Source organism: Oceanobacillus luteolus (assembly GCF_023715655.1).
Classification (GTDB): Bacteria; Bacillota; Bacilli; order Bacillales; family Amphibacillaceae; genus Oceanobacillus; species Oceanobacillus luteolus.
Map to the genome: position 1 here is coordinate 17,633 of NZ_JAMBON010000014.1, position 20,416 is coordinate 38,048.

At 40.6% G+C, this 20,416-nt stretch carries 18 protein-coding genes; 12 read left to right on the forward strand and 6 right to left on the reverse strand.

The genetic code is table 11. The features are described 5' to 3' along the window. Window positions 1-225: 225 nt before the first annotated feature. On the reverse strand, window positions 226-1,002 hold the full coding sequence (locus M3210_RS10200; RefSeq protein WP_251514035.1) for an ABC transporter substrate-binding protein: 777 nt from the start codon (window positions 1,000-1,002) through the stop codon (window positions 226-228). 113 nt (window positions 1,003-1,115) lie between these two features. On the opposite strand from M3210_RS10200, the gene M3210_RS10205 reads away from it, so the two are divergent. From M3210_RS10205 to M3210_RS10235, 7 genes are all read left to right on the forward strand, one after another. Beyond that, a complete protein-coding gene (locus M3210_RS10205) occupies window positions 1,116-1,853 on the forward strand; it encodes an SDR family NAD(P)-dependent oxidoreductase (RefSeq protein WP_251514036.1) in 738 nt (245 codons plus the stop codon). A gap of 154 nt (window positions 1,854-2,007) precedes the next feature. Continuing rightward, window positions 2,008-3,345 (forward strand): MFS transporter, encoded by a 1,338-nt coding sequence (locus tag M3210_RS10210; RefSeq protein WP_251514037.1) that lies wholly within the window; start codon window positions 2,008-2,010, stop codon window positions 3,343-3,345. Window positions 3,346-3,569: 224 nt separating this feature from the next. Then, window positions 3,570-4,733 (forward strand): betaine/proline/choline family ABC transporter ATP-binding protein, encoded by a 1,164-nt coding sequence (locus M3210_RS10215; protein WP_251514038.1) that lies wholly within the window; start codon window positions 3,570-3,572, stop codon window positions 4,731-4,733. A gap of 13 nt (window positions 4,734-4,746) precedes the next feature. Then, the gene (locus M3210_RS10220; protein WP_251514040.1) at window positions 4,747-5,394 is read left to right on the forward strand and encodes an ABC transporter permease; all 648 of its coding nucleotides are present in this window, start codon (window positions 4,747-4,749) and stop codon (window positions 5,392-5,394) included. A 54-nt stretch (window positions 5,395-5,448) separates the two neighbouring features. Further along, window positions 5,449-6,327, forward strand: coding sequence for an osmoprotectant ABC transporter substrate-binding protein (locus M3210_RS10225; protein WP_251514139.1), 879 nt, complete (start codon window positions 5,449-5,451; stop codon window positions 6,325-6,327). Between the two features lies 1 nt (window position 6,328). Continuing rightward, window positions 6,329-6,976, forward strand: coding sequence for an ABC transporter permease (locus M3210_RS10230; protein ID WP_251514041.1), 648 nt, complete (start codon window positions 6,329-6,331; stop codon window positions 6,974-6,976). A gap of 156 nt (window positions 6,977-7,132) precedes the next feature. Further along, the gene (locus M3210_RS10235; RefSeq protein ID WP_379595570.1) at window positions 7,133-7,672 is read left to right on the forward strand and encodes a GbsR/MarR family transcriptional regulator; all 540 of its coding nucleotides are present in this window, start codon (window positions 7,133-7,135) and stop codon (window positions 7,670-7,672) included. Window positions 7,673-7,773: 101 nt separating this feature from the next. Here the strand turns inward: M3210_RS10235 and M3210_RS10240 are convergent, their stop codons facing one another. Continuing rightward, on the reverse strand, window positions 7,774-8,292 hold the full coding sequence (locus M3210_RS10240) for a DoxX family protein (RefSeq protein ID WP_251514042.1): 519 nt from the start codon (window positions 8,290-8,292) through the stop codon (window positions 7,774-7,776). Window positions 8,293-8,520: 228 nt separating this feature from the next. Between M3210_RS10240 and M3210_RS10245 the strand changes: the two genes are divergently transcribed. Next, on the forward strand, window positions 8,521-8,841 hold the full coding sequence (locus M3210_RS10245) for a YflT domain-containing protein (RefSeq protein ID WP_251514043.1): 321 nt from the start codon (window positions 8,521-8,523) through the stop codon (window positions 8,839-8,841). A 94-nt stretch (window positions 8,842-8,935) separates the two neighbouring features. Here the strand turns inward: M3210_RS10245 and M3210_RS10250 are convergent, their stop codons facing one another. Together M3210_RS10250 and M3210_RS10255 are read right to left on the reverse strand one after the other, a co-directional pair. Beyond that, window positions 8,936-9,352, reverse strand: a complete 417-nt coding sequence (locus M3210_RS10250) for a VOC family protein (protein ID WP_251514044.1) — start codon at window positions 9,350-9,352, stop codon at window positions 8,936-8,938. Window positions 9,353-9,525: 173 nt separating this feature from the next. Next, window positions 9,526-11,901 carry a polyprenyl synthetase family protein gene (locus tag M3210_RS10255; RefSeq protein ID WP_251514045.1) on the reverse strand — a complete coding sequence of 792 codons (2,376 nt, stop codon included), beginning with the start codon at window positions 11,899-11,901 and terminating at the stop codon, window positions 9,526-9,528. 246 nt (window positions 11,902-12,147) lie between these two features. Between M3210_RS10255 and M3210_RS10260 the strand changes: the two genes are divergently transcribed. Then, on the forward strand, window positions 12,148-15,384 hold the full coding sequence (locus M3210_RS10260) for an AfsR/SARP family transcriptional regulator (protein WP_251514046.1): 3,237 nt from the start codon (window positions 12,148-12,150) through the stop codon (window positions 15,382-15,384). Between the two features lie 285 nt (window positions 15,385-15,669). Further along, complete coding sequence (locus M3210_RS10265) at window positions 15,670-16,152, forward strand: nucleoside deaminase (protein WP_251514047.1); 483 nt, start codon at window positions 15,670-15,672, stop codon at window positions 16,150-16,152. A gap of 239 nt (window positions 16,153-16,391) precedes the next feature. Here M3210_RS10265 and M3210_RS10270 read toward each other — a convergent pair whose 3' ends face one another. Further along, complete coding sequence (locus M3210_RS10270) at window positions 16,392-17,252, reverse strand: ComEC/Rec2 family competence protein (protein ID WP_251514049.1); 861 nt, start codon at window positions 17,250-17,252, stop codon at window positions 16,392-16,394. Window positions 17,253-17,423: 171 nt separating this feature from the next. Beyond that, window positions 17,424-18,140 (reverse strand): ferredoxin reductase domain-containing protein, encoded by a 717-nt coding sequence (locus M3210_RS10275; protein ID WP_251514050.1) that lies wholly within the window; start codon window positions 18,138-18,140, stop codon window positions 17,424-17,426. Between the two features lie 162 nt (window positions 18,141-18,302). Here M3210_RS10275 and M3210_RS10280 point away from each other — a divergent pair, with 162 nt between their 5' ends. Both M3210_RS10280 and menE read left to right on the forward strand, forming a co-directional pair. After that, the gene (locus M3210_RS10280) at window positions 18,303-18,902 is read left to right on the forward strand and encodes a TetR/AcrR family transcriptional regulator (RefSeq protein WP_251514052.1); all 600 of its coding nucleotides are present in this window, start codon (window positions 18,303-18,305) and stop codon (window positions 18,900-18,902) included. Window positions 18,903-18,907: 5 nt separating this feature from the next. Next, window positions 18,908-20,401: an o-succinylbenzoate--CoA ligase gene (gene menE, locus M3210_RS10285; protein WP_251514053.1), complete on the forward strand. Its 1,494-nt coding sequence runs from the start codon at window positions 18,908-18,910 to the stop codon at window positions 20,399-20,401. Window positions 20,402-20,416 lie beyond the last annotated feature (15 nt).

Here is a 20,416-nt window from a genome sequence, read left to right on the forward strand (position 1 = left end):
TAAGAATTGATTATAATTATACTCCTCGATGTATAATTATGCAAGGGTTAAATAAAAATAATTTTGATAAAACTTTCTACTTATATAATATGTAGATTCAGAGAAAGTGTGGAAGAACTTTATTTGATAGAATCGGTGTCTTATAATCTCCAATAAAAGGAGATTAAGGTGGGTTGCAGCAAGGATGGGTAATGAAGAGTGGTTGGGAAGGACAGAGGCTCAAATTCAACCTCTGTCTCCAAAAGTCTTAAAATAGGTAGCAGCTTCCACCATTTTTGCGCCATACCAGAACATTTCTCCGTCGACGATTCTAATTTTTACATCTGGTAGCATCTCACGGAATTCATCCAGATGGTCGTCCCGGAATGGGTATGGTTCTGTAGCCAGGAAAACTTCCTCAAGCTCTGCCTGTTTGAAATCCAAATCCGTCACTACTGGATATCTGCCTTCTGTTTCTGTAAAAGGATTGATAAAACCCATTTCCTCAAGCAGTGAATTTATGTATGTATTTTTTCCGACCACCATATATGGCTTTTTCCAAATGACGTAGGCCACTCTCTTTCCACTAGCATGTGGCAGGTTTTGAAATGCAACTTTAATTTGTTTGCTGAGAGTTGCCGCATTTTCTTCTCGACCCGTTAAGCGCCCCAAGTCATTCAACATCCGGAACACATCATTGAAATGCTGAACTTCAAACACGAAAACCGGGTAATGCTGTTCTAGTGTTTCTACAATTTCCTTCGTATTCTCTTCTTTTTCAGCAATAATGAGATTTGGCTTCAGTTCGTGGATCCTATCCAGCTTTATATCTTTTGTTCCGCCAATATTAATGGCGCTTTTCACTTTATCCTCAGGAAATTTACAAAATCTCGTCCTGCCGACAATTTCCTTTTCCAATCCAATGTGATACATCGTTTCCGTTATTGCAGGAACTAGTGAAATAATCCGCTTTGGTGGTTCGTCCAGTGGAACTATCCGTCCAAGATGATCTCGAATCCCCATATAACCCCCCCTGACTAGAATAAATCATGCGATGGAATAGCAGAATAACACTGATGCTATAAAACTGTAAACCTTTACATGAGGCTTAAAAACATTATACAGGAGGAATGGGTATGGGTAAATTACAAGACAAGGTAGCCGTTATTACAGGAGGGGTCTCAGGAATTGGAGCGGCCTCTGCGACACTTTTTGCAGCAGAAGGGGCAAAGCTGGTACTTGTCGATATGAATCAGGAGCTAGGTGATCGTTTTATTGAAGAATTAAAAGGGCAGGGTGGCGATGCAGTGTTTGTCAAAGCCGATGTGACGAATGAGGCGGATGTGCAAAACGTATTCGACACAGCGAAGTCCCAGTTTGGCAAGGTGGATATACTTTTCAATAACGCGGGAATCGGAAGTGTGAAACCAACCGAAGAGTTAACGTATGCTGAATGGAGAAGAACGGTAGAAGTGGACTTGGATGCGGTCTTTTTAAATGCCCAGTTTGCGATCAAAGAGTTTTTGCAAAACGGTGGCGGTGTCATAGTCAACACAGCTTCGATGTATGGTTGGGTAGGTTCTCCGGGAAGTGCAGCCTATAACGCAGCGAAAGGTGGAGTGATTAACCTTACCCGTTCCCTTGGTCTTGAATATGCTGAAAGAAACATCCGTATCAACGCTCTTTGTCCTGGTTTTATTGAAACACCGATTTTAGGCGATACGGACAGGGAATTCTTGACGAATGCAACGCCGATGAAACGTTTAGGACAACCTGAGGAAATGGCTAAAGCAGCACTATTCTTGGCAAGTGATGACTCTTCCTTTATGACTGGAAACTCGTTGATCGTCGATGGTGGATACACTGCCCAATAAGTTCATCTCTGAACCCTCTCTGACTTAAACAGGGAGGGTTATAATATGTGTTATAAAACTTCTGCTTATATAGATAAAAGCATTTAAACTATACTCATTTGGGCTGTGTTAAGATAGTATAGGATGATTTACTACATAAAAGGAGTTTTAGACGGTGAGCAAACATGAAAAATTAATTGTACTAGCAGTATCCTTAGGGGTTATCTTGAATCCTTTAAACACGACGATGATTACCGTCGCTCTACCTGCCATCCAGCAGGATTTTCAATTGAACGCTACTGATATATCTTGGCTGATCGCTTCTTACTTTATTATCAGCGCCATATTCACCCCATTAATTGGAAAATTAAGCGACAGTTACGGCAGAAGGTTAATATTTGTGATTGGACTCCTTCTCGTCGTAGTTTCCTCTATCCTGGCTCCATTATCAAATACGATGATTGTATTATTGATTATGCGCGGCATACAAGCCATTGGTACATCCGCCTTATTCCCGGCAGGGGTAGGCATTATCCGGAATGTGATCCAACATAAACAAAATCGAGTCATTGGAACATTAGCTGTATTTGCCACGACCTCGGCTGCTTTCGGACCTACTATTGGTGGGTTGCTAATTCAATTTGGGGGCTGGCCAGTCATTTTTTATGTGAATCTGCCCATTCTGGCATTGGGAATCTTCTTGACGTTACGATATATTCCGAAAGACGAGCAATCCAGTGGGAAGGATCATTCATGGGATATCTTTGGAATCCTATTATTCAGTTTGACGATTATTGCTTGGATGATATTTTTACTAGGATTGGAGCAGGAAGTACAAATAGGTACGTTGACTCTCTCGATTATTGTTACGGTTGTATTCTATATGCATGAAAAGAAAAGGGAAAATCCTTTTATAAATGTAAACTTTTTCCGTTCAAATTTAAATATTACGCTTATATTTGGACAATACATTCTCTCGACGGTCATTTTCTTCGCAGTATTACTCAGCTTTCCAACATTCTTACAGAGTGCAATCGGAACAACGTCGAGAACAGCAGGATTGGTCATGCTCTCGTTGTCGATATTTGCAATGGTGATGACTCCAATTGCAACGAGGTGGATGGAACGTTCGGGATTCCGGATTCCTCTTCTAGTCAGTGTGGGGGTAGGGATAATCGGCGTACTCATGATGTTTATGGTAAAAGGCAATTCATCACTCTTCTTAGTTGGCTTAGTTCTTGCTATCATAGGGATCAGCAATGGAATCCAGAATATCGGTTTACAAAATCTGTTGTTTACGTTCATTGATAAAGCAGACAGCGGAATTGCCTCAGGTCTGTTGATGACATCGAGATTCATTGGAAATATTCTTGCTTCCAGTCTTTATGGAATTGCTTTTGCCACAGGTATGGGCAATCAAAATATGATGACGATGACAATGGTGCTCCTATTTATTGCAGCCCTCCTGTTTCCAGGAATGCTCTATGTAACAAGGAGAAATAAAGAAGCATGAAACGTATTTTTCAGTTTCATGCTTCTTTTTTATGTCTAATCTTCAGTAATCCGACGAAAAACGAAGCAATTGTAAGAAAAACAACGCTATACACTTTATAAAATAAAAATTGTACGTATTAAACACGTTATATAAAGTTTAAATTGAGTTTAGTTAGCAAGCAATCTAAGCTATACTTAAGAAGTGATTTCAGAAAACATGAAAATTGTCGGAGGTGCGTTGTTTTGTTGGAATTTAAAAATGTTACAAAACGCTACAGCAGCCAAGGTAGACCTGCTGTTAACAGCTTAAATTTAAAAATAGAAAAAGGAGAATTTGTTTGTTTTATCGGTCCTAGTGGTTGTGGGAAAACAACGACGATGAAAATGGTGAACCGGTTGATTGATATATCAGAAGGACAGATTTTAATAAATGGAAAAGATATTATGAAGCAAAATCCGGTAGAGCTTCGCCGCTCCATTGGTTATGTCATCCAGCAAATCGGGCTGATGCCACATATGACGATCAAGGAAAATATCGTACTTGTCGGTACCCTTCTCAAATGGTCGAAGGAAGAAAAAGATGCACGGGCAAAAGAACTGATTAAACTTGTTGACTTACCGGAAGATTACCTCGATAAATATCCACATGAACTGAGTGGGGGACAACAACAGCGAATTGGGGTATTACGTGCGTTAGCTGCTAACCCACCATTGATTCTCATGGACGAACCATTTGGAGCACTAGACCCGATCACAAGGGACTCGCTTCAAGATGAGTTCAAAAAATTGCAACGTGAATTAGGAAAAACGATTGTGTTCGTCACCCATGATATGGATGAAGCGTTGAAGCTTGCGGATCGAATCGTCATTATGCGTGACGGGGAAATTGTCCAAGCAGACACACCGGAAGAAATCTTAAGAAACCCGGCGAATGAGTTTGTCGAAGAATTCCTAGGAAAAGAACGTCTCATTCAAGGCCGTCCTGATGTTGTTACAGTTGGACAAATCACCGGTGGCTCTCCAGTGACGATTGAACCACAAGCCACATTAAAAACTGCTCTGGCTACGATGAAGGACAAAAAAGTCGATGCACTGCTTGTCATTGACTCGAATCGTAAGCTACAGGGATATATCGATATTGAAATGGTGAACTTGAACTATAAAAAAGCAACTACAGTTGAAAAAGTAATGGAAACAGATTTGTTTGCTGTTACGGAAGACAGCTTATTACGTGATACAGTTCACAAGATACTTCGTCGTGGTGCGAAATTTGTACCGGTTGTAGACGAAGAAAATCGTTTGACAGGAATCGTCACTCGTGCAGCTTTGGCGAATCTATTGTATGACACGATTTGGGGCGATGGAATGGAATTGGAAGACGAAAAGCCAAAGCTTCGTGCACTGTAGGAGGTGGATGTAAATGACAGAGTTTTTTGCTGCCCATGGTAGTGACTTAATCTACAAAACTGGGGAACATTTATATATTTCACTGGCAGCTATTTTATTAGGAATCATTGTGGCTGTGCCACTGGGAATAGCGTTGTCCAGGGTACCGAAGTTTGCGGATCGGTTTATCTCCCTTGTCGGAGTTCTGCAAACTATCCCGAGTTTAGCGATTCTAGCATTTTTCATCCCATTCTTAGGGGTTGGAAAATTGCCTGCAATCATTGCTTTATTCTTCTATTCGTTACTGCCGATTTTACGGAATACGTATGTCGGAGTGAGAGATGTGGATAAAGGGATAGTTGAAGCCGGAAAAGGTATGGGAATGAATACCTGGCAATCCATTATAAAAATGGAATTCCCATTAGCGCTTCCTGTTATTATGGCGGGTATTCGCTTGTCTACCGTGTACTTGATTGGTTGGGCGACACTAGCAGCCTTTATTGGTGGCGGTGGACTTGGTGATTTTATTTTTGATGGATTGAATTTATATCGACCGGACTTGATTTTAGCTGGAACAATTCCAGCAACGATTCTTGCGGTTATCGCAGATCGGTTACTTGCTGTTTTGGAAACTAAAATGACGCCTAAAGGATTGAGAGAATCCTATAAAACAGCTGCATAATGTTGGAGGTGAAATGTTTTGAGAAAGGGAATTATACTAATTGCTTTATTATTGATGCTTTCGGGATGTTCGTTACCTGGATTGACAGGATCAGCCGCCAATACAGTGAAAATTGGAACGCTTGTTCAATCGGAATCCCATATATTAGCGGAGATGTTAGCTATCCTCATTGAAAGGGATATCGGTGCAGATACAGAGCTTGTTACTCACCTTGGTTCTTCCATCGTTCAGCATCAAGGAATGGTGCAAGGTGACCTTGATATTACGGCAACAAGATATACAGGAACTGATTTGTCCGGGGCGCTCGGGATGGAACCGGTGACGGATCCGGATGAGGCTCTAGAAATTGTTGAAAAGGAATTCCAGGAACAATTTGACCAAACATGGGGACCGACTTACGGGTTTGATAATAGTTATTCCATTGCGATTACTAATGAATTTGCTGAGGAAAATAATATTGAGACGATTTCTGACTTGGAGCCGTTTGCAGATGAGTTACGATTCGGTGTAGATAATGCGTGGGTTAACAGAAAAGGAGACGGATATGACGGATTCCAGGAGATGTACTTTGAGTTTGGAGAAGTGTATCCGATGAATCTGGGACTCGTTTATCAAGCTGCGGCGACAGGCAGTATGGATGTAGTGCTTGCCTATTCTTCAGATGGTAGAATCAAAGAATTCGATCTAAAAGTATTAGAAGATGATCGCCGCTTCTTCCCTCCTTACGACGCATCTCCCGTTGTTCGAAATGAAACATTGGAACTTTATCCGGAAATTGCAGATATTATGAATCGTCTACACGGACAAATCTCAACCGAACAAATGCAAGAGTTGAATTACCAAGCAGATGTTTTACTCATCAATCCTCGAAAAGTTGCAGAGGACTTCTTAAAGGAAAATAATTATTTTGAAGACGTGAAGGAGGGTCAGTAAGATGGAAACATTACAACAACTCATCACTTATGTCAGCACGAATGCCGATTATATTTGGGTTGAATTTTACCGGCATTTTCTAATGGCGGCGTATGGAGTATTGTTTGCAGCTATTATTGCCATCCCTCTTGGCATATTGATTGCAAAATATGGGAAACTTAGTGCCTGGGTGCTATCTCTTGGAAGTATCATTCAGACCATCCCTGCCCTAGGGGCGATGGCAGTCATCATGCTCGTATTCGGTCTTGGTGTCAATACAGCTATTTTTACTTTGATGCTATACTCCATCTTGCCGATTACACAAAATACGTATGTCGGGATGAAGAGCGTCGACAAGAATGTCGTAGAAGCAGCCTATGCGTCTGGAATGACTCGCTTCCAAGTGCTTCGGATGGTTGAATTGCCTTTGGCAGTCAGTGTCATCATGGCAGGTTTACGGACAGCCATCGTTATCGGTATCGGGATTGCAGCGGTTGGTGCATTCGTCGGCGCTGGGGGATTAGGTGCGATTATCGTTACCGGTACGAATGCAACAGACGGTACAGCAATTATTTTAGCTGGAGCAATTCCGACAGCATTCATGGCAATTATTGCTGATGTGGTGATGGGCTGGATTGAACGTAAACTCCACCCGGTGAAAACATCATAGTTTAATCTATTATGAAATTGTCGTTCAGAGCTCACTTCTGAACGGCAATAATTAAAAGTGAAATTGTAATAGCTTTCATCATTCTATTAGATATAGAATTATGGTAGTATAGTTAAGTTATCATGTTGCTGACCAGATGATGGAAGGGGGGATTGGATGATGGAACGCATGGAAAGTATTGAAGATATCAAATTACAATTTATAGATAAAATTTCCGAGAGTATGAACGCTTTTGGAGCCCCATCAACTGTTGGCAGGGTACTTGGGATTATTTATATGAACGGTGGACCGATGACGCTAGATGAATTGGCTGCTGAAACTGGTATGAGCAAAACAAGGATGAGTCAAGTCGTTCGCAGGATGCTTGACATCGACATGCTGGAGCGGGCATTTAAAAAAGGGGTACGCAAAGACTTATATCAGGTGGAAAAAGATCATTACGAAACCTTTATTTCCTTATTCAATTCCACATGGCAAAAAGCGATCACCAAGAACAGAAATTTTGAACAAAAACTGAAAAGAAGACTAAGCGAGATGAAAGAGTCTCCAGATTTGACAGAGGAAGAAGAACAACTCATTAATGAACTTCTCGTTGAATTCAAAGAGTGGATGGATTATCATGACTGGGTACGCCGAGTCGCCGAATTCTTCGAGAGTGGTGAAATATTTAAACATGTCCCTAAGAAGGAAAGTTAATGCTTGCAGAAATATGCTTTTATATAAAAGAGACAGACGCTTTTGAGATGTACTCTATAAAGTACACTTCTAAGCTCTGTCTCTTTGTTGATTAAGCTCTATTAAGCTGGTTGATTAACTGCTTCACCACGATTTGGTTCTGGACAGTTATTTTTGCCAAAACGTGCCTTGATATATGGGGCAACAAAACGGTCAACACCATAATAGTAACTAGCTGAACCTGTGAATAAAATCACAATAGCAACCGTAAAAAGAATAGGATTTGTGCTTAATGTTCCTGCAAGTAAAAAGTTTAAGTTCATGAAGGCACCGGCAATTAAAGCTGGGATTGTAGCTGCACCTAGGATTAAACCAATACCGACTAAAAGCTCTCCCCAAGGAATTAAGATATTAATAAGTCCAACGTTAGGAATCGCAAATCCTTCTAAAAATGCTGCGTACCAGCCTTGTACTGTAGGGTTTTCACCAGTTGCATTTGTAAGTGCGAATTGTAGGAAACCTGTTGCATCAAATTCCCCGGTCACTTTTCCGAAACCTGCAGTAATCCATTTTACACCAAGCCATATACGTAACACAGTCCAGACAATAGACATAATAGGTCCTTTAAGAAAGTTTTTCATTTGATTATCTCCTCACATAATATATTGTGAAACATTTCACTAACTTACAATTCAACTATAATCCTTTTTTCTCGAGTTTGCAATATACTTCACAAGGATGTAACATTTTTTTGTGAGAGAATGATTTATTTAAAAAACTTCTTGACATCCTTCACTGATGTTTCATTTTTTTTATAACGGATAAACATACAGTACAACACGAAACAAATTTCTGAGGAGGATGTAATGATGGAAAACGTATATGTAGTAGAAAATAGTGTGAAAGCTAAAGATAAAATTGATCAACTGACACTCCAAGGGTATACAAAAGATGAAATTTATGTGGTAGCTCATGAAGAAGATCGTACGGAACAGTTATCAGACAACTTACATGTGAACGAAGTAGGTATGAAAGAAGAAGGTGTATTTGATAAAATCGCGAATGTCTTCCGTTCTCGAGGAGACGAGCTTCGTTCCCAATTTGAAAACCTTGGTCTATCTGAAGCAGAAGCTGACCGTTATGAGGAAGAGCTTGATAAAGGCTATATTGTGATTGTCGCTAAACGATAAGGTTAAATAGTAATAAATGAAAAAGGCAGCGCCAAGATATGGTCTGCCTTCTTTCATGATGTTGACTACAAATGGTAGTGTATTGTCGATTCACTTATTCGCCATCGTAATTTAATTGCCAATGAATCCCAAACTTATCTACAACTTTACCGTACAGTTTGCTCCAGAATGTTTCTTGCAATTCAACGGCAACTGTTCCGCCATCTTTCAGTTGTTCATACCAATTACGAAGATCGTCCATATTTTGATGGACTAATGCTAAGGTAATATTGTCACCTTGGGTAAAAGGCTGTCCTGGGAACGTATCGGAAAACATCACCCTGTTTCCGCTGATGTTCAAACGGGCATGCATGATTCGATTTTTCGCCTCTTCGGGAAGTTCAAAACCCGGTTGCTCTGGAGTATCACCAAAGGTTGTCAACATTTCAATCTCCGAATTGAAGACTTTTGAATAAAATTCTACAGCTTCGCGACAATTTCCATTAAAAACCAAATATACCTCTACTGACATGTTGAACAAACTCCATTTCTGAATTTGATTACTTCGTTCACTCTTGCTTTCACCTGAAGAACAGCGATTTATGAATTAAATCTTAAAAACCCTTTTATTTACTATTCGCTATTACTTACTATTATCCTTTATAACTTTTTCAAAAGGCAAACAAGCATCGCATTCCCTTTACCTTAACTATCCCGATTTACAATATATTGAAGGAAATGTCTTAGAAAATTCGTCCGCTGTTTGATTTGTTTAAGCGTTTCTGCTGCAAGCGTGTAATGCTCCCACATCGCAATCTTCGCTTGTTCCAATCCTAAAACTGTCACGAATGTTGATGTTTCATTTTCAATATCTTGGCCAGTAGGCTTCCCAAGCAATGCTTCATCACTTTCTGCATCGAGTAGATCATCTTTAATTTGGAACGCAATCCCAGCATGATACGCGTATTTCTTCAAGGTCGCAATCTCCGCTGCATCCTTGCCAGCCAAAATCGCCGGCATGACGAGAGATGCCTCAAAGGCTAGACCAGTTTTATAAAAACAGATCGCCTCTAAATGTTCGAGGGTCAACTGCTTATTTTTTGATTCCAGATCCATCAATTGACCTTTGCACATCTCTGTAATCGTGCTTGATGAATATTGAATTAATTTCAGTACAAGCTTCGCATCAAATGCTTCCAATGTCGTCTGCTCGTAAACAGCCTTTTGAGTTAGGTAAAGCCCGGTAATTTCAGCCATCGCGGTATGATAAACTTCATGTAAAGTAGGGCGCCCTCTTCTGAATTCTGCATTATCCTGGGCAGGAAGGTCATCAAAAATCAAGGATGCGGTATGCATGTATTCCAATGATTTTAATACGGGAACTAACGCCTCTTCTTTAAGATCAAATTCTTCGACGCCCATAAACCAAGTTAATATCGGTCGTAATCTTTTTCCGCCGCTTTCCAAAGAATAATTGGCAGCTTTGGCCAGGGGTACTTCCAAATTTGCTGACAGCCCTGTTGCGTTAGGAATATCTTCAACAGATATGAATTCATTGATGGCTATTCGAAGTTCCTCAATCTTCGCCAAAAATTCATCTCTTTCCTCTTCTTCCTGTCCATAATTTGCAATCATATGGTCGCGGATCAGCTTATCAAGGAAATCTACATCTTCTGCCTTTTGGATTAGCCTTTGAAGATGATTCCAAAAGTCTTCTTCCCCAGGCTTTATGACCGCCATCAAATCTTCATATGAGCTGTCTCCGATCCGCTTTTTAAAACGCTGCTGACTATTGATTGCCCGGCTCACCATGACTTCCCGTACGACGTCATCAGAATCATACACATGATGAAGTAAATAAGTAACTACCGTCCAATACAGTTCAAACGGATTCAGTAAATCCTTGCGTTTTTCATGATACGTTAAATAATACGTGTATGGAGTGACAGCCCCCGCTTCTAAATCCATAAACATATCCGTAAAGTCATCTGCCAACTGATTATAAATTCCATAATAAAATGTCCGATCATGGAAACCGTCATCTACCGGAGCGCCAATGATGGAACGGACGATCAATCGGGAAAAGGCTGATTTTAATATAATTGGAACGAAAATTTCTTCATTACGATAATGTGGATTGTCCAATGTTTTTAAACGGTCTCTTTCCTGTGCTTCAAAAAATACATATGCTTCCTCGAAAAAGCGATTGCGTAAAGCTTCTGGCTGCTTCTCCTTTATATATTCAAATCCTGCCTTCAGTTCGGTGTGGATAAAACCGATGAAATCGGGGTGAGATCCAGTCCACTGCGTCATGTCTGGTACTTCACCTGTAACAAGGGTTGAACGGATAAAAGCAGAATACTGCTTTTTCTCAACTGCAGTCAATAGATCAGAATCTAGTAAGTCATCGATGAATGGGTAGGTAAGGCCGTACGCATATCCTAATCGGATGGACTCATCCAATGCCTCTCTTCGCTCATCAGGAGTCACATCTTTCGGTAGATGATCCAATTGATGCATGAGTACCCCAGCAATCAATTTCAGTAATTTCCTACGAGCTTCTGATGCATCCAATCCGTCAGGGATGACCTGTTGGATGTTCTTGACTTTTTCAATTAACCATATAAACGAGCTTTCAATTCCTTCCTTTTGGGCCAGTCTGAATAGACTTTCCATCCGGAATAATTCATTCTTATCACTGATTAGTATGTTTTTAAAGAATGCTTTTGTGCGTTCAAGCTTTTCTCCTGAATCTGCTTCGGTTAAGGACTTTCCTAAATCACGTATAAAAATGTAGGCGACACTGCGATCAAGAAATCTTTCTAATTGCTTTGTGCCATCCAACCATTTGATGTAGCGATGATAGTTTTTTCGACTAGGTTTGTTTTTGCGTTTCATTAGGAAGTCCACAGCAGAGTGCTTTCCGACATGCTGTTTTTCCCAGATTTTCAAGTCTTCCAGCAAGGTGGAGGCATACGTTTTTGCCGCAACCCCATGAGAAAGCTCAGAAAAATATTCCATCGCTCTCTTTTCCTGCACCTGATAGCTTTCTTCTCTTTTCTTACTCCATTCTTTATCCATCTATAATACCCTCTATCTTTATTTCAATTATTACGTAAAACGAGCTAACATCATAATTTTACTTCATTCCTCTATATGAAAGGGAATGATCACATTTGATAAAATAATATTCTCAACGTAACACGAATATAATGAATAAGCTAGACTGAACAACTATCCATACTTTGTAAAATTGATTTCACTGGTTAGTCAAGCTATGGTAAAATGAAAGAAAATACTAAATTGTCCAGAAAGGGGGATTGGGAAATGAGAAATATACCGATAGTGAAAGGGCAGATTTCGGCACCGCCAACAAGTAATCGGTTTATTGAACGTAGTCAATTGAATAAAAAGTTCAGGGATATCCCGAACAATCCACTCACTCTTGTATATGCCGGTGCTGGTTATGGTAAAAGTACGGCACTCACTTTGTTTGCTGAGAAGCAAAAAGCAGTTTCCTGGTATTCCATTTCCCAACATGACGACGATCTGTTACCCTTTATCGTAAAAACCATTTATGCCATTCGCCATTGCCATCCTGAATTTGGCGAAACCCTCCAAAAGGAAATCCAACATCTTGATAACTATATGACAACTGAAGAAATTTATTCCATAGCGACGTTATTTATTAATGAGATAGCTGAACGGCAAGAGAAAATTATTTTAATTTTGGACGACTTTCATCATGTGATGCAGGTGACTGACATTGAAAATTGGTTGCTGTATGTCCTTGAATATATGCCGCCGAATTTCCATCTTATCGTGGCAAGCAGAAGAAAACCACGCTGGAAAATACTGCCGAAGTTGATGGGGCAAGGTGATTTACTTGAGATTACGCAGTATGACTTAGTCCTTTCGCCAGCAGAGATGTCTTATATATTGGAAGAAATTTATGAAATGAGTTTATCCGACAAGGAAGTAGCTAATATTTATCGTCTTACGGAAGGTTGGGCAATCGCTTTTAATATGTTGGCCCAACAGCTCGTCGAGAATACGTCGATTACGACTTTGCTTAGCAATCAGAAAAAGTCGCTCAGGGATTTGTTTTCCTATTTAGCGACGGAAGTACTTTCGAAACAATCACTAATCACCCAACAATTTCTTATGCAATCCAGCATTTTACATGTGCTCACTCCGGAAACTTGTGATTATGTATTAGATATCCAAGGATCTGAGGAAATTCTGACCAACCTGCTGGAACAGAATCTGTTTATTGAGGAAGGAGATGGAACCTATCGTTATCACGCTCTGTTTCAAGCATTTTTAGAAAATGCGATGAAAGAAAAATACGAAGTCGAATGGAAAGCGCTCCATAAGCGAGCCGCTAATTACTTTGAGCGGAAAGGGGATAGCGAATCTGCATTATACCATTACCAGGAAATCAATGAAGAGCAGGCTATTGCAGCTATTCTTAATAAGAAGGGAAGTTCCATGCTTCAGGCTGGTCGATTACAAGCTTTATATGATTTATTGAACGGATTGCATGATGTCTATAAAGTGAAATATCCGCGACTCTACTTTTACCAAGGTGAAATTGAGCGATATCGTTCATTATATGAAGAGGCTGAACAAAGCTATGATGCGATGATTGCAGCCTTGGAAGAGGGAAATGAAGATACCTATTTAATGAGTCTTGCACTTGAAGGCAAGGCACAAATTTATCTCGATACGATTCAACCGGATCGTGCAGAACGGTTTGTTAATCAAGCGCTTATCCTTCGGGAACAGGCAAATGCCACAAAGAAGGAAATGGCTAAAATTTATATCCTGATGGCTGAAAACTTGTTGAATGCAGGACAAGCTGTAAAAGCAGAAGCTTGGTATGACCGGGCGAAACGGCTGAACCTACCGTTGGAGGAGAGCAACCTGCAGGCCCGTATCTATTTAAGGACCGGCCGGTTACAGAAGGCGAAAGAAGTTTTAATCGAAAAGAAAACGAAAAGCCGCACACAGAAACACTTACCCCAATCCCATCGGGAGACGGATGTAATTTTATCGTTGATTGCAGCCTTTATGGGAGACGCAGAGGAAAGTAAACGACTAGCGACAGAAAGTATCCAACTAGGTTTGAAAACCCAATCTCCTTTCGTTGAGGCATGTGGTTGGATGCGTCTGGGCCATTCCGCTCAGCTGACGAATCAATACGACCAGAAGCTCGCTATCCAATGTTATGAAACGGCTTTGAATGTGATGGAGAAAATTAATGTATCCCGTGGAAAAGCAGAACCGTATATGGGTCTATCCATTTTATACGGACATGCGAAAAACTATCATCTTGCCATCGATCATGCAGAACGTGGGCTAATCGAAACAGAAAAAGTAAAAGATCGCTGGCTTGGTGCGCTTATCAAACTCGGAATGGTCATTACAGAAATTTATCAAAGTAACTATGAAAGGGCATCGGAAATTCTGGAGCAAGTAAGAAATGATATGCGTGCTTGTGGTGATCGCTATGCACTCATGTTGACGCATTTTTGGTCCGCTTATATCGCTTTTGAACAGCAAGATACAGATACATTCAAAATGGAAATGACGGAATTTCTCCAAGCCGTCCAATTGGAAGGCTATGAATTCTTCCTGAAGAAACGGACTAGTTTCGGCCCGCTTGATATGCAAAATATCGCTCCAATGCTTCTTGAGGCGCGAAAGTTGAAGGTGGAAACTGCTTTCGTTTCACGGATGCTCACCGAGCTTGGAGTTGATCATGCGATTAAGAATCATCCGGGTTATACATTAGTTATTCATACGCTCGGCAACTTGAGATTGACTTTAGGCACAAAGGAAATAGCTCTTCAAGATTGGCAACGTGGAAAGGCGAAGGAATTATTTGAGTTATTGATTACCCATCGTCATATGAAATTACAGAAAGAGGAAATCTTCCAGTATTTATGGCCGGATCAGGAGGAGGAAACGGCGAATAAAAACTTCAAGGTGACATTGAACGCTTTGCTTAAAGTACTGGAACCTCATAGAAAAGCACGGGAGGAATCTTTCTTCGTTTTACGTGAAGGTAGTGCGTACGGATTAAACCCTAATGCTGCCTATGAAATGGATAGTATGATATTTGAAAATCTCATCAGCAAAGGGTTGGAAGAAACCAATCCGAGACATGCTGCCGAAATTCTGGAAGAAGGGCTTAATCTTTATAAAGGAGATTATTTAAACGATCTCCGTTTTAAATCATGGACAAACTCAGAACGGGAACGGCTACGTCAGCTCTTTCTACGAGGTGCTGAACTACTTGCCCAGCACGCGATTCGGCTGCTGGAATTCAATCTCGCCCTAGAGTGGTGTGAACGGATTCTTGCGGTAGATCCGACTTGGGAGGAGGCGTATCGACTGCTCATGTATTGTTATTATCAAAACAACAACCGCCCACAAGCAATCCGTTGGTATGAGAAATGTTGCGAAGTGCTTGAGGACGAGTTGGGGGTAGAGCCGATGGAGCAGACGAGGGAAATGTATAAATTGGTGTTGGATGCTGAAGAGCTGGATGTTTACTAGAAACAGGTATTAATAATGACTGGGATAGAAAAAATCCTTGGTAATCCAGTCCTTAAGTGGTATTAAGTACATGAACGTGACCCTAAGTTTTGCCCTTCATGTACTTAACTCATTTCTAAGCGCATGAATGGGATTAGCATTCCGTCGTTCGTGTTCTTAACTCGCTTCTAAGAGCACGAATAGAATTAGATTTCATTCCTTCGAGTTCTTAGCTTGCTAAACACCCAAGAATTTGATTGACTTTTAGTAGAGCAAGTTAGATTAATATGGTGGGAGGATGCATGGATGATTAGTGAGTCGGATTTGAAGTATTTACGGCGTTGTGTGGAACTGGCTGAAACTGCATTAAGGAAAGGTGACGAGCCGTTTGGTTCTGTACTAGTGTCAGCAGACGGCGAAGTTCTCATGGAAGATCATAATCATGTTGCAGGTGGTGATCACACACAACATCCTGAATTTGCTTTGGCAAGATGGGCAGCTAATAATATGACGCCTGAAGAAAGAAGCAAGGCAGTCGTGTATACCTCTGGTGAACATTGTCCGATGTGCGCAGCAGCCCACGGCTGGGTTGGCTTAGGTCGGATTGTTTATGCAAGCTCGTCTGAACAGTTAGTTCAATGGCTGAGTGAAATTGGAGTCCCGCCATCACGTGTCAGGAATTTACCGATCCAGGACGTGATCCGCGATGTTACAGTGGATGGACCGGTACCTGAATTAGTGGAACAAGTTCATAAGCTGCACCTTGAGTTTTATGAAAAGAAACGTTGATGCATTTGACATTTAACGTGATTTACGAAAAAGGAGTCCGATTTGGATCTCCTTTTTTTATTCTGTTGCCAAGCACTTGCCGATGAAGTTGGAAGTTCATCTTATGTTCCCTCTATCATTGAAAAATCTCCCTAGAGGGCACGTGAGACTATCTCCTATTTGCTCTACCGAAAACCCTCCCCGATTTTACGGGAATACAGTATACATCTTCAGTATCAATTTATTTTAGGACTAGTTGTTTACTGTTTATCTTCCTCGTTTTCTTCCATCCTCGGCTCAAACTGAGGTACAATAACATAGTCTTTTCCGTCGGTTTCAATTAAAATATTTCCTGATTTTGCAGTGGAATAAATCTGTGTTTTGAGCTTCCTAAGGTTCTTAATTACGCGATCGGTCGGATGGCCATATCCGTTCGATTGGCTGTATGTCAAGACTGCGGTCTCCGGATCTACTTCTTTTAAGAAGGCCATCGTGTTTGCATTGAAACCGTGGTGGGCTGCTTTTAAGACTTCTACATCTAGATTGTATTTTTCTTTGATTTCTTCTTCCTGTTCTGCTTCAACATCACTCATAAATAGAAAATCGATATCGTTATAAGATACTTTTAATACGATTGAGGACTCATTGTTGCTGAATATATCCCCGCCGGAATTTAATACTTGAATATCCAAAGAGTCATCTAATGGGATCCTCTCCTTTTCATCCGCTGTTGTGATAGGAATGCCTTCTCTAAGAATATGCCATTGATAGATTAGATAAGTCTTTGTTAAATCAACTCGTCCGTTATCGATGAGCTGTTTGACCGGAAAATTTTTCATTACATTTATGAGACCGCCAATATGGTCAAAATGCGGATGTGTTGCAACCATTAAATCGATTTCTTCAATATCGGCTTGATTTAAATAGTCGACAAGTTTAGTTCCAGCATCTTGCTGGCCGCCATCAATTAAAACAGATTTTCCTTTTGGGGTTTCAATTAATACGCTATCCCCATGACCAACATCTATGAAATGGACCCGCAATGGGGGATTCGGATCAGCATGGATGCTGGCAGGAAAGATGAAAATTAGAATGAAAATAAAGCTGAACCACTTTTTCATAGTAAAGTCCCCCTTTAGATGTATGATAATTCCCTAGTTAATTGCTAATTAAACTATCCGAAGCAAGAGCGGAGGGGCCCTACTAGATGCATGCCATGAACAATGTGCAAAAAACCCCCTAATTTATACAAAAAAAGAAGTGTTATCCAGAGATAAACACTTCTTACTTCTTTAAACCGACAAATCCACTGGTAAAAAATTAGGCAATTGTTTCTCATTCTTATCCAGCAAGATTTGTTGAGGCTGGATGCCGTGCTCACGTAATAATTCAATGTTTTGCATAAGGAACTCATCACTGCCGACGATGTAGAACAATCCCTCTTTATCCATCGCAAGTTCTTCTACTTTTTCATAATAGTCTTTACGGTTATCGACGAATTCGGAAGTGAAATTCTTGTCAGCTGCAGTTTTGAAAATATCAGGGAAGAGGAAATCCTTAGACGAATCGATGTTCAGAGAATGAATGTGTGGAACGTTCTCAGGATGTTCCAGATAATCAAGGACTAGCGGTCTAAATGTTGCCAGACCTACACCTGATGAGAGAAGATAAATATTTTTATTCTCCCTTTTCAACGGTACATTGCAACGTGTTTTAAAGACGGCAACCTTACTGCCGACTTCTAGATTTCTTAAAATCGCCTTGTACTCGGAACATTGTTCTCTGATGCGTGTCGTGATCCCAATGGAATTTTCTTTAGGCAACGTACAGATGGACATATGTCGAACGAGGGATTTATTTGGTTTCTCCCCCGCATTAAATCCTTCTAAAGCCAGATGGATAAATGAGCCTTCTTCCCAAGTGAAGCCTTCCGGGCACTCAAGCAAGTATGTTTTCACCTCAGCTGTCTCTTCGATAATCTTATCTATTTTCGTCCAATATATTTGCATGATGGTATTCTCCTTCATCAATAAAAGCTTTTGTTATTATTAACATACTATAAATGATAACAATTCTCAATTAAATGTATGATATATTCCTAAAACTTTTTATAAATCCTCTTGCAAATTTTCTAATAATTAATTATATTCTAAAACTGAGAGGTGAGTCATATGTCAGAAATTAAAAGTTCGCGACTAACGAAAAAAGGAATCGAGACGAAAAGAAGGATATTAACAACTGCGGAACAAGTTTTTGGGGAGAAAGGTTATTATGAAACATCTGTTGCGGAGATTACGCTCCGAACTGGAGTAGCACAAGGGACATTCTACAATTACTTTCCAACGAAAAAAGCTGTTTTCGATGAATTGATTTACCAATTGAGCTCTGATCTTCGTTTTGCCATTAAGGAGGCAATGGAGGAGCAGGAGGGATTCGAGGAAAAACAACGGGCCGGCTACCATGCATTTTTTAAATGGGTGCTTGACCATAGAAACCTCTATAGTGTTGTCCAGCAGTTGGTATTGGTAGATCCTTCTTTATATCGCTGGTATTATGAAAAGCTTGCCGATGGCTTCATCAAATCCATTGAAACAGCGATTGATGGTGGGGATTGTAAACCCCTCCTACCTGAAACAATTGCTTACTCGATGATGGGCATCGGTCAATTTATTGGAATGCGCTGGGTCCTTTGGGAGAATGAGCTTGTCCCGGATGATGTGTTCGATGAAGTCATGGAAGTTATCTTTCATGGAATAAATGGCAGGGGGTAGTGAACATGGAATCGATTGCTTATTGGATTCATAAACGAGCGGAGATTACTCCGAACCGTACTGCACTCATAAGTGAACAGAATCGTTATACGTACAAGGAGCTTTCAGAAAAAGTCACGCAGATGGCAAGTGTGCTGCATCATGAATACAAGCTGGAAAAAGGGGAGCGTGTGGCCATCTTATCTTATAACCGTGAGGAGTATATGATTGCCTACTTTGCAATTGCTCAACTGGGTTTAATTGCCGTCCCTTTAAACATCCGCTTGCGTGCCGCAGAATTAGCCTTTCAAGTAAATGATAGTGGAACAAAGATGATTCTCTATGAAAACAGCACAGAAGAGTTATTAGAGGCCATAAAAACTTTTTACCGATTTGAAAACGCTTACTCATTTGATGAAGAATTTCCCAAACAAAAGAACACCATTCCAAACGTTTCTATCGACTTTAATGATGATCCGTTTATTATTTGTTACACGTCTGGCACGACGGGGAGACCTAAAGGAGCGGTATTAACTCAAGCGAATATGTTTTGGAACGCATTGAATAATCAATATGCCCTAGATATTACATCAAAGGATATCACGCATGTTCTATTGCCGCTCTTCCATATCGGCGGGATTGGCTTATTCGCTTTCCCTACTTTGCTTGCCGGTGGGACGATCGTCGTACCGAATAAATTTCATCCGGAAGAAGTGATCCGGGCAATTGAAATGTACGGAATAACCATAGTTATGGGTGTCCCGACCATTCACGATACAATCCGTAAACATCCGTTATTTGCAACTGCAGATTTTTCTTCTGTCCGCTGGTTCTATAGCGGGGGTGCACCTTGTCCTAAGGAACTTATCCATAGCTTCCTTGAGCGTGGCTTGCCGTTTGGTCAGGGAATGGGAATGACGGAAACTTCACCGACGATTTTCATGTTATCTGAAGAAGATTATAGGCGAAAAGTCGGTTCGATTGGAAAACCAGTGATGTTTTGTGACATAGCACTTGTGGATGAAGCAGGTAAGCCTGTAAAGCAGGGGGAGGTTGGAGAACTCATCCTCAAAGGTCCGAACATCCTGAAAGAATATTGGGGACTTCCAGAACAAACGAAAGAAGCGATTCGTGATGGTTGGTTCTATACTGGTGATCTGATGCGCCAAGATGAAGAAGGATTCATTTATGTAGCGGGACGAAAGAAAGACATGATTATTTCCGGCGGGGAAAATATTTATCCGCTCGAAGTGGAGCAAATCATCTATACACACGAGGCTGTCAGTGAAGCAGCTGTTATAGGGATAGAAAATGAAAAATGGGGAGAGATACCAATTGCATTCATTTCCCTAAGTGATGGAAAAACAATAAGCGATGAAGAACTCATTTCGTTTTGCAAGACGAAGCTAGCAAACTATAAAGTTCCGAAACGCATTTATGTGTTAGATGAATTGCCGAAAAATGCGACTGGAAAGATTGATAAAGTGAAGCTGAAAGAGTTAATCAGTACGGTTCCCTAATTCAGAATATTAATA

Bases quoted from the DNA above. Each gene is read 5' to 3' on its own strand.
- M3210_RS10200 (WP_251514035.1), bottom strand. From the start codon at position 1,002: ATGGGGATTCGAGATCATCTTGGACGGATAGTTCCACTGGACGAACCA.
- M3210_RS10205 (WP_251514036.1), top strand. From the start codon at position 1,116: ATGGGTAAATTACAAGACAAGGTAGCCGTTATTACAGGAGGGGTCTCA.
- M3210_RS10220 (WP_251514040.1), top strand. From the start codon at position 4,747: ATGACAGAGTTTTTTGCTGCCCATGGTAGTGACTTAATCTACAAAACT.
- M3210_RS10225 (WP_251514139.1), top strand. From the start codon at position 5,449: ATGCTTTCGGGATGTTCGTTACCTGGATTGACAGGATCAGCCGCCAAT.
- M3210_RS10230 (WP_251514041.1), top strand. From the start codon at position 6,329: ATGGAAACATTACAACAACTCATCACTTATGTCAGCACGAATGCCGAT.
- M3210_RS10235 (WP_379595570.1), top strand. From the start codon at position 7,133: ATGATGGAACGCATGGAAAGTATTGAAGATATCAAATTACAATTTATA.
- M3210_RS10240 (WP_251514042.1), bottom strand. From the start codon at position 8,292: ATGAAAAACTTTCTTAAAGGACCTATTATGTCTATTGTCTGGACTGTG.
- M3210_RS10245 (WP_251514043.1), top strand. From the start codon at position 8,521: ATGGAAAACGTATATGTAGTAGAAAATAGTGTGAAAGCTAAAGATAAA.
- M3210_RS10250 (WP_251514044.1), bottom strand. From the start codon at position 9,352: ATGTCAGTAGAGGTATATTTGGTTTTTAATGGAAATTGTCGCGAAGCT.
- M3210_RS10255 (WP_251514045.1), bottom strand. From the start codon at position 11,901: ATGGATAAAGAATGGAGTAAGAAAAGAGAAGAAAGCTATCAGGTGCAG.
- M3210_RS10260 (WP_251514046.1), top strand. From the start codon at position 12,148: ATGAGAAATATACCGATAGTGAAAGGGCAGATTTCGGCACCGCCAACA.
- M3210_RS10265 (WP_251514047.1), top strand. From the start codon at position 15,670: ATGATTAGTGAGTCGGATTTGAAGTATTTACGGCGTTGTGTGGAACTG.
- M3210_RS10270 (WP_251514049.1), bottom strand. From the start codon at position 17,252: ATGAAAAAGTGGTTCAGCTTTATTTTCATTCTAATTTTCATCTTTCCT.
- M3210_RS10275 (WP_251514050.1), bottom strand. From the start codon at position 18,140: ATGCAAATATATTGGACGAAAATAGATAAGATTATCGAAGAGACAGCT.
- M3210_RS10280 (WP_251514052.1), top strand. From the start codon at position 18,303: ATGTCAGAAATTAAAAGTTCGCGACTAACGAAAAAAGGAATCGAGACG.
- menE (WP_251514053.1), top strand. From the start codon at position 18,908: ATGGAATCGATTGCTTATTGGATTCATAAACGAGCGGAGATTACTCCG.